The following is a 16,706-nucleotide window of genomic DNA, read 5'->3' as shown; positions in this document are numbered from 1 at the left end:
AATAATCTTAAAATGACCTGTTATAAATTTATTGTTCATCTGCTGCTTGGCTGTTGCTGGTAACAAAATTAGCAACTGCGGCTTGTAATTTTTCAAATGGTTGCTGCAATTGCAAATATGGAGTCGATCTATCGCTTTTTTCAGCAATCAGCTGGCCAATGGTTGCAATTCGCTCATCGGTTGCTGGGTGAGTGCTGATAATAGAGCTAGCCGCTTCAATCAATTCTGCATTTTCTTCTAGCGGAGATTTTTCCAATCGCTTTTGCTGTTCAGCTTTAATTTTGGCAAAGAAACCTTGCAATCCGATTGGGTTAATTCGAGCTTTTTCTAGCAACTCAAAGCCTTTCAGGTCAGCCTCCCGTTCGAAGTCTCTGGAATAGCTCTGATTGATAATCAAAGGAGCTGCTTCGGCAGCTGTTGCAATTAACCCGGAAGCATCGCCAATGATTAAGTCGATCACTAGGTAAGTGCCCAATACGCCAAATATATTCTTCATGCTGTGCTTTTCTGTCACATGTGAAATTTCATGCGCTAACACGCCGAGCATCTGTTCTGGGTTATCTGCCTTAAGGATTAAGCCAGAATTAATCACTATGTAGCCGCCGGGAAGTGCGAAGGCATTAATTGCTTCATCATTGACGATGTAAATTTTGAAAGGGTAGGGCTTGTTCTCGATCGCATTAAGTAATGGCGAAGTAAGTGCTGGCAGAAGTTGTTCAGCTTGTTGTTGATCCATCAGCTCGATATCTGCCTGGTATTGGGCAAATATAGTTTTACCCATCGTCTCTTCCCATTCGGCAGGCACTTGTTCTGCGGCATAGCCAGTAATACTGCCCATCGACATGTAAAGCAAAATGGGTGCTGCAATAATTAGCATCAATGCAAAGGCTGTGATTAACCAACCAGAGCGGCGTTTATTTTTTATTAAAGAGAGCTGCTCAGATATTTCAGGTCGTGTTTGCAAGGACGGGTGTTTGAGAATGTTCAAATCGCTGGTGTAAAGCACCCAATCTGGCTGAGCTTGGGACTTGAAATAAGCCAGCCGATTGCTGGCGCCCCCCAACGTTAGTTCAATGGTATCCATCGGAAAACTGACGCGCTTCCCACTGCCGATAAACTCAATCGAATTTTGGGTAACTTCCAGAGTTCCTGAGCTTTTTCCTTTTGGCAGGTCATCGTGAAAGGCTTGGGCATCAAAAGAAAAGTCAGACTGATTGGTTGGCGTCATAGGACTCTGGTGCAGCAAGGAATCAATTGCTTGTCAGCATACCTCAGATCTAGCAAAAAAGAATAGTCTTAAGCGGTGTTGTGGTTGGTTTATGGGTTGATTTCATTGTTGATGGTGAAGTTTTTTTTGATAGTACTATTTTAATTAAACTAATTTTCCAAGATAGAATGAGACTTCAATAGAGATATTTGTTTTAAATAAGTATTGTTAAAAATTAAATAATAACATCTTCTTCTCCCATCATTACTTTGGTCGAAACTATAGAGTTAGATGTAGCTTCATCTTTTGAGTTTAATGGTTTATAAGCAAAAACCGAGTACTTTATAAATTTATAATTAGTAAAGCAATTATAGGTAATTTGTCCGAGTGTAATTCCTAGTTGTTGTACTTGCGATCCGTCTTTATGTTTTATATAAAATCCGGTGTTTGAATCGTATAAGGAGATTGAGTCGTTGTTATGAAATACAGATATGGCATGTTTCGATCTATCGGAAACTTTTTCATTCTTTCCTTTTTTTGTTGTGTTCCATAATGAAATTATGATCATGAAGCAATGATTTGGTAGTGAGTCTACAAAATTAAATGCTCCATGTTCATTGCAATCTCGAATTGAGCTTACTTGTTTGTACTGATTTTTTAATGTATACGATAGAAAAGGGATATTGAATGCATCATTAATACGATATTGACCTGTAATAATGAATTGATCTTTTGAGTGATAATTTCTATAGAGATCTTGTTTTTTCTGTAGTTCTACGACGCGCTGAATTCCGAATGTGTTTGTGCGAATTAGGCTGAAAACAAATGCTTGGAAGTCACCTCGCAGAATCATCAAATAGGCTGAAAGACCGAAGCACTGCCCTTCTTTAAATTCATTATCACTCCCACCGATTAATTGACAGAGATGCGATGTAATATCGCGGACAGTGTAAGCACTATCAACAGAAGATACATGAGTGATTATGCGACAATTGTACCGTGCGCTTGTTTTTATTGACAGTATTTCTAACCAATCGATGTTGCAAGTTGTTTTTAATGTGTAAGCAAATGCTCTTACATTTTCTATTCTCCATAGTGCTTCTTGGGGCGGTAGATTGGAAGATTGATCCATTTTTTATTCCATGTGTTTATTTTAATCGAATTTTTTTTGTAATTTTAAATAAAAAAAGATGCACGTGTTTAAGCCGCTTTCAATTTGATGCTTCTGTGAGCTTTCTTAGTGTAGGTAATACGGAGACAAAGATAAAATAGTAGGCTGTGAGTAAGCATGAAGAGGTTTCTGTTTATATCTAGCAAAAAAAACGCCGACCTAATCCAGGTCGGCGTTTCCGCTGCAGATGACTCGGGACTCGCGACAACTGACCAAGGTGAGTTGGGAACGAGCGCTCTATCATGTGCAACTTATTCTATTCTAGCGAGGATAATGCAATTAGCCAGTAATTAGATCTAAGCACGAAGCATCAATATCAGCATCGAAATAAGCCATACCTAACTTGTTTAAATATTCCATGCGGCCGGCTTTCATTAAATCTATTTCAGGAGAACCAAAGCCGTTCTCTTGATAAATGCCCGCCAGATAGGCCATAAAGTTTTCGCCCTCTTTAACCAACAATAAGCTTGCTGCTCCGACATCGGGTTTGACTTGGCTATTCAATGTTTCTGGAAGAGTTACGCTAAATACCGCTGGCTGCTCATTACCTTCAATTCGCACGCTGCGATTTCTCACCGCTTGTTGCGCCCAGTAAAAAGCCAGTTCTCTACTTTGAGTTAAAAAAATCGGTTCAATTGACTCAGTATAGCTATTGCCGATAGTGGCCATGGTTTTTTTAGCAGCATCTTTCAGTGCTTGGTCGCCAGAGCGCTTTAAACCTTGTGCTTTGATCGATGCTACCAGCGCAGATGAGGTGCCGTGATACCAAGTGTTGCTGGTAATGAACCCTTTTGCGGTTAACAAATCTTTCGCATCTTTAACAACAGCAGGTGTATCAGTCATATTCGAAGTCACCTAAATAAATTTGCAGCTGAGATTGGTCTGAAATTCTATCGTAAAAAAATATACGATTCTTTCATAGGGGGCTGCCAGAAAGAATATAAAAAAGGCGACACCTTATGCAGGGCGTCGCCTTTAATTAGTGCTTAGATTTGCCGAGGCAATCTAGGTCACTTCACTTTTAAAACCAATTCAATTTAGCTGAATTGGTTAGAAGTGTTTTTAGCGCCGCCTGCTTTCAGAGCGTTTTCACCAGCAAAGTATTCTTTGTGGTCGTCGCCCATGTCAGAACCAGACATATTTTGGTGCTTAACACACGCGATGCCTTGACGGATTTCTTTACGCTGAACGCCTTCAACATAACCGAGCATACCCGCATCACCGAAGTACTCTTTAGCCAGGTTATCAACTGACAATGCAGTGGTGTGATAAGTCGGCAAAGTGATCAGATGATGGAAGATGTTAGCTTCGCGAGCAGTATCTGACTGGAAAGTACGAACCTTGTCGTCTGCATCTGCAGCAAGTTCAGTTTCGTCATATTTAACATTCATCAGATCAGCACGGTCGTAGGCCGATACATCTTTACCAGCTTCAACCCAACGGTCGAAAGCTTGCTGGCGGAAGTTTAAAGTCCAGTTGAAAGATGGAGAGTTGTTATAAACCAACTTGGCATCTGGAATTTCTTTACGAACTTCGTTCATCATGCCAGCGATGTCGGCAACGCTTGGTGTAGCGGTTTCGATCCACAACAGGTCGGCGCCCGCTTTGATCGCTTCGATGCTGTCGAATACGCAACGCTCTTCACCAGTACCTTGGCGGAACTGATATAAGCCAGAAGGTAAACGCTTAGGACGAACCAGTTTGCCGTTGCGGTTAAAGCATACGTCGCCTTCAGCCATTTCAGATACGTCGATTTCTTCAACGTCGAGGAAAGAGTTGTAGCGATCGCCTTGATCGCCAGGCTCTTTAACAACAGCGATTTCTTTAGTCAGGCCAGCACCTTCAGAGTCGGTACGAGAAACGATAATACCGTTGTCGATACCTAGTTCTAAGAATGCATAACGCAGTGCGCGAATCTTGGAATGAAAGTCAGCGTGAGGCACGGTTACTTTACCGTCCTGGTGACCACATTGCTTTTCATCGGCAACTTGGTTTTCAATTTGAAGAGCACAAGCACCTGCTTCGATCATTTGCTTAGCCATCAAATAAGTCGCTTCAGCGTTACCGAAACCGGCATCGATATCAGCAATGATTGGCACAACGTGTGTCTGATGGTTATCGATTTGGCTTTGAACATCAGCTTCTAAAGCAGCGTTTCCTGCTTCACGCGCTTTGTCTAATTCACGGAATAAACCGCCCAGCTCACGTGCATCTGCTTGACGCAAGAAGGTGTATAGCTCTTCAACCAAAGAAGCAACGGTGGTTTTTTCATGCATTGACTGGTCAGGCAAAGGACCGAAGTCAGAGCGCAGTGCAGCAACCATCCAACCAGACAGGTACAAATATTTACGTTCAGTGGTACCGAAGTGCTTCTTAATAGAGATCAGCTTTTGCTGACCTACAAAACCGTGCCAGCAACCCAAAGATTGAGTGTACTGGGTCTTGTCAGCATCAAAAGCAGCCATGTCGGCACGCATGATGTCAGCAGTGTATTGAGCAACGTCCAAACCAGTTTTGAATTTGTTTTGAGCACGCATGCGAGCTACAGATTCTGGGTTGATCGTATCCCATGGATTACCGGCTACTTCTTTTACCGCAGCAACGGCTTGGATCTCGTTTTGATAAGCTGACATGAGTGAATCCTCAAGTTGTTGTTGTCTGATACGCATCTGCTACGACTGGCGTTAGAGAGCTAACGTTTATAGTCTGTGCGTTTGCTACATCCGTATACTAATGACAAAAACGGCTTTGCTGAAATCAACTCAATATATACTTGCTATTCACAGCGTGAATAGAGCTTGAAACCATGACTGGATGTGGCTTCTGTATCTTTGGGTGCAATAAACATGTTTATGAAATGTTGCTTGTTGACTGGGCTGAGCGGTTGGTGTTTGTAAAACAATACAATATTTTACCGCTGGTGAGTCATTTGAAGTTGCAGGTTTTTGGTGAAAGCTTCACCTCAATTTCATCTTTATATATGCGGCGAATTTAGTGTAATGAATAAGTTTTTTTCAGCTGTTGCCAAATTGTAATTCGACTGTGAATTGCTTCCTTGTTTGGCTATATTTTATTGCACTTTTTTATTGCAATCTTAGGTCATCGAAGCAGCAGCAAGTGACTTGCTAGCCGTTCTGTCAGAAGACAAACCTGATAGATATCTAGCTAGATTGCTAATGTTTGATCAGTAAAATTTCATAGAGCAAAGTGTTTCCATCAGTCAGTTTGCCAGTCCATCTGCAGATATCAGTTGGTTGAGTAGTTGCGTCACAAAGTCAGGTCATTTAATTACCTATATCTTGGATTTGAATTTGCACTCAAGATAGGTAACCAGTCCCCCCTTGAGCAGAAGTTTTCTGCTTATATTTTGCCAGAGACTGAAAAGCCTCTGGTTTTTTTTGCTTGTAATATCTTGTCTGAGTATATGCTTGTTGTTGGTTGCTCAAAAAACACGAAAGATAACAATGAAAATTAATTATGCGCAATCAGTTTGTTAAGATTGCTAAACAGTCGGAGGTAGATTTTTTACCGATGAGTGCTTGTGCTGAAGAAATGACAAGAACAGTTATTCCTAGACTTCTTGACCAGCGATTTGCGATACCTATTTAAGAAATATCATTTCTTCAGATTATCTGATATTGCCTAAAAAAATAAAAATATTTCTATACTCGCTATTTATCGATCGTTATATGAATCAAGCAATATCTGCTTTATCAGATATTAGTATTGAAAGCGATAGTGATCATGAAAATACAAATAAAGTAAGCATGCTGCCTGCTAAAAGAGCCAAAATTAACGAAGCAAAAGATGCTGGTTATATATTGGACTCATCGCACTCGCAGCATCAGATGTAAAAGGCGAGGGGCGTTGGCTGGTGAATATCGCCATTCAAGGAAGAAAAGATCGATACGTCGTGATTGATGTTAGGGTCGAAGAAATTTTAAATTGCTTAAACGGTTTCAGTTTTTAAAATAATTTTTCTGGAGCGGAGCTACCATCCCTGGCACATAGATTCCGGCTTCTCGGCTTTGGCATCCATGCACTTCCTTTCCGGAATGACGGCTCGGAGTATGTTGTAAACTACAGCGCTTCATTAGCCACTCCGTCATGCTCGCCATGGAAGGCGGGTATCCATAAGCAGGGAGAGCAAAACGCTAAAATTTTCCCACATCTTCACAGGTAAAGCTGAATAATTAGCAGCCGGTGTATTATTTAATTCCGCAGCCCTTACTGCTAACGTGGTTCGATTGTTAATTCCTGATTGTGGATTGCTGAGCAGGAAGTATTTAAATTTAGAATACTGGTCGACTCTAGCAAGTTTGATTACAGCATTTGAAGCGATTTGATATTTTATTGATTCGAGCGTGATTGATCGTGCTAGTCGATATGCATTATTAAAAGTGAAATCAGTAAATCAATACTTAAGATTTGCTGCCGTAGTAGGCGATTTAGATCAAAAGATTACCTTTAACGCAGATGTTTCACTCCAATAAAAAAGGCCCTGCCAAAGCAGAGCCTTTATAGCGACTAACAATTTATATCAATTACTTAATGTAATGATTAATCGTTGCTGCGCCTTCTTCATGGGCACGGTAATAAACCCGTAGCTCATTGTTCTTATCTAAATCAAAACGAGTTTCTTCCAGCAGACCATTCGCCTCAGCAGTCATTAAAGCTGCGATGATTGAGTCTTTCTTGAAAGCCTTAAACTCGCTGTATTCAGCGCGTAACACTTCCATAACATCTGCTGCACAAGCTTCAGGAACCGTGGTGAAGTGCTTTAATAATGCGTAATTAAGCGGTTTCATGAGGCTGTAACTCCTTTTTCTTTAACAGATCCAGTGGGTTCATTGCGATGATGAAGATACCGATAATCATCACCACAGCAGCCAACCATGCGATAGGAGGCATTTCCCAGCCTTCCTGACCGAACACAACACCCAGAATAATCCAGCAGCAGAAAGGGCCCCAGAAAGAGAATGTGCCGTTACAAGACATACCCAGCGCTGCGCCGCACATGCCAGTACCGCGATACCAGAACATAAAGGTCAGGTATGCACAGCCGCCAGCAACGATAAACCAAATAATAGATTCGCCGTTGGCGAAAGACTGAGTCACCATGTCAAAGGCACTAATACCGTCGCCAGACATCAAGGTGAAAATTGGCACCAAGATGATCAGGTTAGACAAGCCAGAAGTAACCTGACGAATAGTGATACCGATTTCATAATCGATCATTGAAGTGCCGTAACCACATACGCAGCCTTCAAAGCCCCAACCGATTGCAGCAATAAAGCCAAACAAAATACCAATCGCCATACCTTCAGGTGCTTCGCCAGTCAGGCTGCTCCAGGCAATCATCACACTGGCAGCAAAGCAGATAGCAATACCTAGTAGCATGCGCGCATTCAATGCTTGCTTGAAGATGAATTGGCCCAAGATTGCGCCGATAGCAGGGCATAATGCGCTGATTGGCACTACGATTGATCCCGCTTTTTGTAAGCCAATTACATAAGCTGTGCTGGCAATAGGGCCACCGAAAATTGCTGCAACAATCATTACATGGCCAGGCCTAGTTTTAATAGTACGGAAGAAATCTCCCATACGACCACGCGCACTTGCAATGCTCAGAGCAAAAATTGCACTACAAGTATCAGTAGTGGCTGCACCTAATGCACCTACTAGATAAGTCACAGCAAAAGCTGATAAGCCCGCAGTGTTTGCGCCATACCAATCAACATAAGCACCTTTTGACATAGCTAATGTCATAAATGCGGTATAAAAGCCGTACAACAGACCCGATGCCAAGGCGATTAAGATGCCTTTTTTACGGAATGCTGTTGATAGTTTGGCTTTCGCAGTAATCGCTGCAAAATCTGCAGAAGCTGCTACTCCACTCATAAGTAAACGTTCCTCTCCATAACGAACCTTTAAAAAATTCAAATAGACATGCCATTTAAAATGGTCATATCTGAATTAGTACAAACTTGATTTACCGATGAAAAATGAAAAGAGCAGCCAAATTTGGTGAATTACCAGACTTAGGGGTTGGTGAAGCAACATTCACCGCTTGTCTCATTCCATCATCGAGTAAATTGAAAAAAACTTTCTTGCCAGCTTCCCTGTGCCTGCAGATCGATTGATTCGAGCTGTTCTTTACAAACTAAATAGCTAGAACTGTTGAAAGAGCCGGGAATGTTCCTTCCGAAATAAACCCATTTAAAGATTCATTTTAAATTCCAGAAACAAAGCTTACGATTTAGCTAATTTCGAGCTGTAGCTGAGCTGCGGTAGTGGCATTCAGATATAGTGAAAAATCATTGAATCTTTTAAATTTCTTCCTGTACAAGTTTCATTTCTTTAGCGGGAAAAGTCTTGAGAAGAAATAATGAATGTTGCGAAGCCATTTTCTGCAGATCCTGTAATTTCTGGATAATTACAGATTTTAATTTTTGGATCGGTGATCTACATCAGTAATTTTGAGTGATTGTAATCTTGGTTAAAATATTGCTGCTCATTATTGAAGGTTTTAATCAATTTGTAGTGATGACGATATTTGTAGGTTGCTGTAATTGTTGAGGTGCTGGATGTTTAATTGATTTATGACAAAAGCTGTCGTGTTTTTAGCTGCTGAAGTTTAACTATCACCTGCAGTTGTTAGTTTTTTTAGAGTGTCAAAAATAAGAAACATCGCCGGTAGAATAATTGACGTGAGTAGATGTTTTGTTTGCAACTTGTTGTTTTGATGATAAAAGAAGTCGATCAATATAAGTGGTTGTAATTTGTTGTAGTAACAAACTTTGGCCGAGATCAAGGGGCGCTTAAATAAATTAACGTCATTTAAGTAATCTCAGTGATGCGGGTCAGTAAAAAAACAAAGCTGATAAAGGAAACTAGCGGCCTATTTTTCGCATTGATACGCCCCTTCGTCATTTGTTGACGAATCGGGGGATTTAAATGAAGTGTTGGGCGCACATTTGATGCTTTTCAAATTCATTTTTAATTTTAATATCACGAGAAAAAATTTCAATTGATGTTGTTCCCAACCTTTCACGATCGCTGCGTGGAAATAAAGGTGAGTCAGCAGTTCAAGGAGAATATGCGCATGCGTTATTACGGCGAAAATGCACTTGGTCTTATCGAAACAGTAGGGATGGTGCCTGCGCTGTATGCGAGCGACATGATGCTAAAAGCTGCTGATGTAGAGCTTATTTCATATGAAAACATTGGTTCTACCCTAGTGACCGTGATGGTGAAAGGGGATGTAGCCGCAGTGAGCGCAGCTGTTGAAGTGGGTGCGAAAGCCGCCGCTTCTATTGGCACACTTACCGCCCAGAATGTGATGGCACGTCCAATCCCCGGTGTTGGCGATATTGTGTCCTGTCACGACATCGATGTGGAGTAGATCATGTCTAGAGCTCGCGCGTTAGGATTATTAGAAGCCTTTGGCCTTGTTTATGTGCTTGAAGCAGCGGACGCCATGATGAAAACAGCCGATGTTGAATTGGTTGGGTACGAGAACGTGGCTTCTGGCTATATCTCGGTATTAATTCAAGGCGACGTATCTGCATGTCAGGCAGCGGTTGAATCGGGTGTTGCAGCAATAAAAGCAATGGGTGGCGAAGTTTACAGTTCGGTCGTTATTCCGTCTCCGCATCCAGATTTAGCCAAAATTACAAAGCGCTATGCGCTGAAGAGTCTTTTACCTGCATAAACCATATCTTTTCTTTGGATAGCTGAAAACCAGTTAAGAGCGGGCTGCAATTCAAGCAGCCAAAACTTAGAGCAGATCGTTCCCCAATATTAATGGGTGAAAAAAAGTAATTTTTAATCTTTGTCTGTCGCTATCAGATGTTGGGTTAAAGAAAAATTCAGACAGTTGATATCGCCGCTGATTAAATTCTAGTTTTCACTAGTTGTCGGCAATAGGCGTTATCTTCAGGTCGGGGAGTGTGGCTTTAAAAGTGCGTTACACACTTTTCAAATAGCACCATTAAAAATGTTATTTGAAAAGAACACATTAAAAGTCATGCATCTGATGAATCGAATACATTTAACGGGCTACATTTCACATGAGCACTACAAATAATTCCAGCATTTTCGATGATCAGCGTTTTGGCGCTGACGCTAAAACTGAGTCTTCAACTGGCGGCGTTAGTGAAGCTGACATTAAACGGATTATTCAAGAAGTATTGAATGGTCTGCCTGAAGCTGATCGCCAGAAAATGGCACCTTCGGCCAAAGCAGTTGAGACTGGCGAAGTAATGGAAGGTCTGACGCCACGTATGCAGCGTCTGCGTAACCATTATTTGACGATTCGCCCAAGCGTATCTACTTATCGCGCACGTACTGTAACGGAAGTGACTAAGGCAAATCCTGGTCTGCCGACTATTTTATTACGTGCCAAAGCTTTCCGCGCTTGCTGCGAATCTGCACCTTTGTTGATTCAAGATGACGAATTAATTGTTGGTCATCCATGTGGTCGTCCTCGTGCCGGTGCATTCTCTCCAGACATCGCATGGCGCTGGGTAGAAGAAGAATTGGATACTATGAGCACCCGTGCTCAAGACCCGTTTGAAATTTCTGAAGAAGATAAAAAAATCATCCGTGAAGAATTAGTACCTTTTTGGAAAGGCCGTTCTTTGGATGAAGTTTGTGAAGCGCAATATCGTGAAGCAGGTTTATGGGAATTCAGCGGTGAAACCTATGTAAGTGATTTGTCTTATCACCAAGTTAATGGTGGTGGCGATACTTGCCCAGGTTATGACGTATTACTGTTCACCAAAGGCTTTAATGGTATTAAGCAAGATGCATTGGATCACTTGTCCAAGCTGAGCATGCAAAATCCTGGCGACATCGATAAAATCTACTTCTATAAAGCAGCAGTAGAAACTTGCGAAGGTGTTATGGCCTATGCGCGCCGTATTGGTGAGCATGCGAGAACTTTGGCCAGCCGTGAAAATGATCCAGTACGTCGTGCTGAATTAATCACTATCGCTGAGACCAATGAATACTCGCCAGCCAATCCACCAAAAACTTTCCAACAAGCACTGCAGGCTATTTGGACTGTTCAGTCTTTGTTTGAAGTTGAAGAAAACCAAACCGGTTTATCTTTAGGTCGTGTTGACCAATATTGTTTGCCAATGTTTAAGGCAGATATTGATTCTGGCCGAATTTCTAACGATCAAGCATTAGAATTAATGCAGGCATTTATTATTAAGTGTGCTGAATTAATGTGGATGTCTAGTGAGTTAGGTGCAAAATACTTTGCCGGTTACCAGCCATTTATTAACCTGACCATTGGTGGCCAGAAGCGTGAAGGCGGTGATGCTTGTAACGATCTGACTTACATGATTATGGACGCAGTGCGTTTTGTGAAGGTTTATCAACCATCACTGGCATGTCGAATTCATAACCAATCGCCACAAAAATACTTAGAAAAAATCGTTGATGTTGTTAAAGCCGGTATGGGTTTCCCAGCTTGTCACTTTGACGACTCTCACATCAAAATGATGTTGAGAAAAGGTTTTGATTTTGAAGATGCGCGCGATTACGCATTAATGGGCTGTGTTGAACCACAAAAATCAGGCCGTATTTATCAGTGGACTTCTACCGGTTACACCCAGTGGCCAATCGTGTTCGAATTTATTTTGAACCGTGGTCGTATGCTGTGCTTTGACAGCTACCAGGGTATTGATACTGGCCCATTAGATGAAATTCGCACTTTTGAAGATTTTGACAAAGCGGTTAAAACCCAAGTAGCGCACATTGTTAAAATGTCTGCGGTGGGTACCGTTATTAGTCAACGCGTCCACCGTGACGTTGCACCTAAACCTTTAATGTCATTACTGGTTGAAGGCTGCATGGATCAGGGTAAAGACGTATCTGCAGGTGGCGCAATGATTAACTGCGGCCCTGGTTTGATCTTCTCTGGTTTGGCAACTTACGCTGACTCAATGGCCGCTATTCGTAAGCTGGTATTTGAAGACAAGCGCTACACCTTAGAGCAGATGCGCGACGCATTATTAGCCAACTTCGAAGGCTATGATGAGCTAAAACGTGATTGTATGAATGCGCCTAAGTACGGTAATGACGATAATTACGCCGATGATTTCGCATTAGATATTACCGAGTGGACTGAAAAAGAATGCCGTAAATACGACATGCTTTATTCGAAGATGAGTCACGGTACTTTATCAATTTCCAACAACACGCCAATCGGTGAAATTACCGGTGCGACACCAAATGGTCGTGAAGCTTGGAAGCCATTATCTGACGGTATCAGCCCAACTCAGGGTGCTGATAAACATGGTCCAACTTCGGTGATTAAATCAGTCAGTAAAATGAACGTTGAAACCATGAACATTGGTATGGTTCACAACTTCAAATTCCTGAAGGGCTTGCTAGATACGCCTGAAGGAAGAAATGGTCTGATTACCCTGCTAAGAACTGCTTCGATGATGGGTAATGGTCAAATGCAGTTCAGCTACATCGATAACGAAGTGCTGAAACTTGCCCAGGCCGAGCCAGAAAAATATCGTGATCTGATTGTTCGAGTAGCGGGTTACAGCGCTTATTTCGTAGAACTATGTAAAGAAGTTCAGGATGAAATCATCAGCCGTACCGTTATTGACGGTTTCTAAATAAACCTGAAAGTAGGTTTGATAAGCCGAAGGCGTAATCAGACAGGCAGGTAAATGTCTGATTACGCAAAAAGCGCATCAAACCTACGATTTGAATTTTTGTTCTGAATTTTAAAAATACCGTAAAAGGATTGGATATCGAATGGATATCAATGTAGTAGATAAGATGGAGCCAACTGGGCGTATTTTTAACGTTCAGAAATACTCTATTTATGACGGTGACGGCATTCGTACCCTGGTATTTTTAAAAGGGTGTAATTTACGTTGCCAATGGTGCTCCAATCCAGAAAGTATTAGCGGCGCTTATCAGGTGATGTTTAATGCCGATAAGTGTGTTCAGTGCAAGCGTTGCGTTGAAGTTTGCCCAGTGGGTATTCACACAGCCAATGGTATTGACCGCAGCATTGAATGTATTGGATGTCGCAAGTGTGAAGAAGTCTGTATTTCTGGTGCCTTGAAAATCATGGGTCAGGAAATGACGGTATCTGAATTGATGGAAACCATCATGCAAGATTATGACTTCTATTTAGCATCGGGTGGCGGCGTGACTTTAAGTGGTGGTGAAGCGACGTTACAGGCAGACTTTGCAGCCAGCTTACTTGCAGAATGCAAGCGTAATATGATCAATACAGCGATTGAAACCAATGGCTCTACTGATTTAACGAATTATGAAATACTGGCACCGCATACCGATTTATTCCTGTTCGATTTAAAGCATATCGATACAGTGAAATACAAAGAATTGTTTGGTATTGGCAATGAAGCAGTTAAACGCAACCTAGAAAGACTGGTTGAGTTGAACGCCAATATTGCAATACGTATGCCGTTAATTCGTGGCCATAACGATTCCTATGACGCGATTACCGGCGCCATTGAATATGTAATGGATTTGGCCAAGCGCTCTGGCAATGGCAGCATTCGCCGTATTGATGTTTTGCCTTATCACCAGATGGGTAAAGCCAAGTACGAAATGCTGGGTTGGGATTATCCAATTATCGATAACCCAGGCTATAGCGATCAAGAATTAGATCAGTTAGATAAGTTTTTCGGAACGTTTGATTTCGAAATACGGGTGGTTCGCAATTAATTAGCGAATGCCAATGAATAAAAAGGTATTAGATTTAATTTAAATGCCTTAATTGAACACCGAGCGGGCAAGTGGCTGGATGTGTGTTGGATGTAGTGCTGGTTTGAATAAACCGATGCATTCGACGCACAGCAAAGATCGAGCAAATGCACGCAGACCGGCTGGTAGGCCGAAAGGCAAGCCAGCAAACTGAAAGCAGGATTTCACCTCGCTTTCTTTTAACTATCGTTACATTAAACCAAAAGTGGCTCATGCTGGTCACACTGAATAGGTTCAGGAGTAATAAAAATGTCGATCTCCAACGCTCTGGGTATGATTGAAACCAAAGGTCTGGTAGGCGCAATTGAAGCTGCCGATGCAATGGTTAAAGCAGCTAACGTCACTCTGGTAGGTAAAGAGATGGTTGGCGGCGGTCTGGTAACCGTAATGGTTCGTGGCGACGTAGGTGCAGTTAAAGCAGCAACCGACGCTGGCGCAGCAGCAGCTGAGCACGTAGGTGAACTGGTATCTGTACACGTAATTCCTCGCCCACATAGCGAAGTTGAAGTGATTTTACCCGCGTCAAAAACTGTGTAATTTCTCTTGAGTGATTCATTCACTCTTGAAGATGCTTGTTTAAATACAAGCAAAAAAAACCGTCAATATCTGAAAAGGTATTGGCGGTTTTTTTGTAATTTTGAGTCGTCAGTGATTGAATCCCTCTCAAAAAAGCGCTAACAGATTGCTCCGAATCTCGTCATTTCAAGCAGGGCTATGAGATCCATTTTCTGTGGATGGTCATGGCTGTAGAATATTCGGTTTCCTGCTCTGCTCAGTGCAATCTTCGACAAGTCTGCATGGTTTTGTTTCGATTAATCAAGTGCATGAAAGATTTATTATATGTTTTGAGGTGTTTAGTTTAATCTAAAAAATTAAAGTCATGTAGGTGAATTTAATAAGATTTCATTGGATGTTGCAAGCATTAAGAATGAACAAAGGCCTCTGGCTAACCTGATAGTATTTCAGTAGAAGTATTATGAATGAATTCAATGCATTATATTTCTTTTAAAAGCATTAAATATTCAATTTACAATGAGCGAAAGTTACACCTTTGATTAATGATATTGATGTTAAAAGTTAACGTAACGCCTCATCAGCGCAAAACGAAAGCACGCTTTGTCTGTCTTTGCAAATACCGCTATTACGGTAAATTATGACATTGCTGTTTTCGGTGTCATTATCTATTAATGGGCAAAGCTGAGGGCAGTCATTCAACGTATCATTACTAAATACACTTATTTTTGATCTATCGATTGGGTCATATATATGTTTAACATTCAATCCATCTAAATTATAAAGCTGCGGATTTCCGAATATTGTAAGGCTGTTAAATATAGTTCGAACTTTAGAAATTCCTTTGATATCAGTTAATAAAAGGTTCTCTCCAATGGTAAGTGAACCATGGATAGACTCTAAATTACCAAGGCCATTTACATTTGTTAAATTATGGTTGTATCTGATATCAAGGTTACCTCCAACAGATACGAGATTCGACAAAGCATCAATGTTTGTTAAGTTCCTAATATTTATAATAGATAAATTCTCTGCAACAGATTTTATCATTTTCAGCCCATTCAAGTTACTTAAAATGTTGCCTTCACTTAAATGACTATAGGAGCCTATAGTCAATGAACCTTGGATTTTATTGCAATAATATTGGCCGAAGTTATCGACATCATCTTGGGTCGTGAAAGTATATGATGTATTTTCAGGGCAAGGTACATCATCCTCTACGTCATTTGATATGTTAATACTGTTAGAGGTGTCAGTAACTCCCGTCACTTTAAAAAAATCAATTAAATCATATGCTGATGTGCTGGCATCTGAAATGCTTATAATTAAATCTTGTGGGATTGCTAACACCTCACCGAACATGGTTCGTATGCGATTTACTGTAGAGATAGATCCTGTATAGCTGGCACCATTCGAATCATTACCAGTAAATTGTGAGTTATATACATTGCCAGCCGCTATAGATTGTAATTTTGATAAGCTCAAAGGGTCACTACCACCACCACATGATAAAAGTGCTAGAGTGCATAATCCGATTACTAGGTTCTTAAGCATAACATTTCCTTTTTTCATATTTGTGCCTTCAGTTCAGCTAGATGAAATGGAGGGAGGTGGGGTAAAAATCCAATCTTTGTAAAATAAATACTTAAAATTTTAATTAAATAAAAATAAGTGGTTCATAAATAAAATTCTAGATTAGAGTGGTGTAAAGATCTCAATGCTTACCGATTGGTTTGTTTTTCTCTTCGTTGTTAGATATTAAAATTAAAAAACATAGTTGATTATAGTGCTGGGTATCATCTATGTTATGATATTTTCGATGTTAATAGGTTATAGTCGTTATTTTATTTTTCATTCGGTTTTTTTGATTGACGGATCTGTTTTCTGACAATTGGGCTGTGGTAAAGTTATTGAAATCGTGCGAGGTAGCTGCTTTGATTGCTGGTTTTTCTGGTTGCAAAGAGGCCTTAAAACTTGCTATTTTAAATAAAAACATGATTGTCAGATAACCTCCTTTCAGTACGCTTTTTATTTTTGCAATAGCTG

At 40.9% G+C, this 16,706-nt stretch carries 13 protein-coding genes; 6 read left to right on the top strand and 7 right to left on the bottom strand.

What is annotated here, in order from left to right:
* Positions 1–28: 28 nt before the first annotated feature.
* The 4 genes from DC094_RS08985 to DC094_RS08970 all read right to left on the bottom strand — a co-directional run bounded on the left by DC094_RS08985 (position 29) and on the right by DC094_RS08970 (position 5,011).
* Positions 29–1,228 (bottom strand): M48 family metallopeptidase, encoded by a 1,200-nt coding sequence (locus DC094_RS08985; protein WP_116686803.1) that lies wholly within the window; start codon positions 1,226–1,228, stop codon positions 29–31.
* Positions 1,229–1,442: 214 nt separating this feature from the next.
* Entirely contained in the window at positions 1,443–2,339 is an 897-nt protein-coding gene (locus tag DC094_RS08980) for a hypothetical protein (protein WP_116686802.1), read from the bottom strand.
* A gap of 318 nt (positions 2,340–2,657) precedes the next feature.
* Positions 2,658–3,221, bottom strand: coding sequence for a hypothetical protein (locus tag DC094_RS08975; RefSeq protein WP_116686801.1), 564 nt, complete (start codon positions 3,219–3,221; stop codon positions 2,658–2,660).
* A 194-nt stretch (positions 3,222–3,415) separates the two neighbouring features.
* Positions 3,416–5,011 (bottom strand): isocitrate lyase, encoded by a 1,596-nt coding sequence (locus DC094_RS08970; protein WP_116686800.1) that lies wholly within the window; start codon positions 5,009–5,011, stop codon positions 3,416–3,418.
* Between the two features lie 1,056 nt (positions 5,012–6,067).
* Between DC094_RS08970 and DC094_RS22095 the strand changes: the two genes are divergently transcribed.
* Positions 6,068–6,232 carry a hypothetical protein gene (locus tag DC094_RS22095; protein ID WP_158527273.1) on the top strand — a complete coding sequence of 55 codons (165 nt, stop codon included), beginning with the start codon at positions 6,068–6,070 and terminating at the stop codon, positions 6,230–6,232.
* A 690-nt stretch (positions 6,233–6,922) separates the two neighbouring features.
* Here DC094_RS22095 and DC094_RS08965 read toward each other — a convergent pair.
* Together DC094_RS08965 and DC094_RS08960 are read right to left on the bottom strand one after the other, a co-directional pair.
* Positions 6,923–7,186 carry a hypothetical protein gene (locus DC094_RS08965; protein WP_116686799.1) on the bottom strand — a complete coding sequence of 88 codons (264 nt, stop codon included), beginning with the start codon at positions 7,184–7,186 and terminating at the stop codon, positions 6,923–6,925.
* Positions 7,173–8,279, bottom strand: coding sequence for a DMT family transporter (locus tag DC094_RS08960; protein WP_116686798.1), 1,107 nt, complete (start codon positions 8,277–8,279; stop codon positions 7,173–7,175). The genes DC094_RS08965 and DC094_RS08960 overlap by 14 nt, the downstream gene beginning before the upstream one ends.
* A 1,174-nt stretch (positions 8,280–9,453) precedes the next feature.
* Between DC094_RS08960 and DC094_RS08955 the strand changes: the two genes are divergently transcribed.
* The 5 genes from DC094_RS08955 to DC094_RS08935 all read left to right on the top strand — a co-directional run bounded on the left by DC094_RS08955 (position 9,454) and on the right by DC094_RS08935 (position 14,684).
* The gene (locus DC094_RS08955; RefSeq protein ID WP_439650631.1) at positions 9,454–9,783 is read left to right on the top strand and encodes a BMC domain-containing protein; all 330 of its coding nucleotides are present in this window, start codon (positions 9,454–9,456) and stop codon (positions 9,781–9,783) included.
* Positions 9,784–9,786: 3 nt separating this feature from the next.
* A complete protein-coding gene (locus DC094_RS08950) occupies positions 9,787–10,092 on the top strand; it encodes a BMC domain-containing protein (protein WP_116686796.1) in 306 nt (101 codons plus the stop codon).
* A gap of 358 nt (positions 10,093–10,450) precedes the next feature.
* A complete protein-coding gene (cutC, locus tag DC094_RS08945; protein ID WP_206605619.1) occupies positions 10,451–13,021 on the top strand; it encodes a choline trimethylamine-lyase in 2,571 nt (856 codons plus the stop codon).
* Between the two features lie 142 nt (positions 13,022–13,163).
* Complete coding sequence (cutD, locus tag DC094_RS08940; RefSeq protein ID WP_178030889.1) at positions 13,164–14,108, top strand: choline TMA-lyase-activating enzyme; 945 nt, start codon at positions 13,164–13,166, stop codon at positions 14,106–14,108.
* Between the two features lie 288 nt (positions 14,109–14,396).
* Positions 14,397–14,684, top strand: coding sequence for a BMC domain-containing protein (locus DC094_RS08935; protein WP_116686795.1), 288 nt, complete (start codon positions 14,397–14,399; stop codon positions 14,682–14,684).
* Positions 14,685–15,224: 540 nt separating this feature from the next.
* On the opposite strand, the gene DC094_RS08930 is transcribed toward DC094_RS08935, so the two are convergent.
* A complete protein-coding gene (locus tag DC094_RS08930) occupies positions 15,225–16,232 on the bottom strand; it encodes a receptor L domain-containing protein (protein WP_116686794.1) in 1,008 nt (335 codons plus the stop codon).
* Positions 16,233–16,706: the final 474 nt, after the last annotated feature.

The sequence above is a fragment of the Pelagibaculum spongiae genome (assembly GCF_003097315.1).
GTDB classification, from domain to species: domain Bacteria; phylum Pseudomonadota; class Gammaproteobacteria; order Enterobacterales; family Pelagibaculaceae; genus Pelagibaculum; species Pelagibaculum spongiae.
The sequence above is the reverse complement of the archived record's forward strand: the minus strand, read 5'-3'. Positions and strand labels throughout refer to the sequence as shown.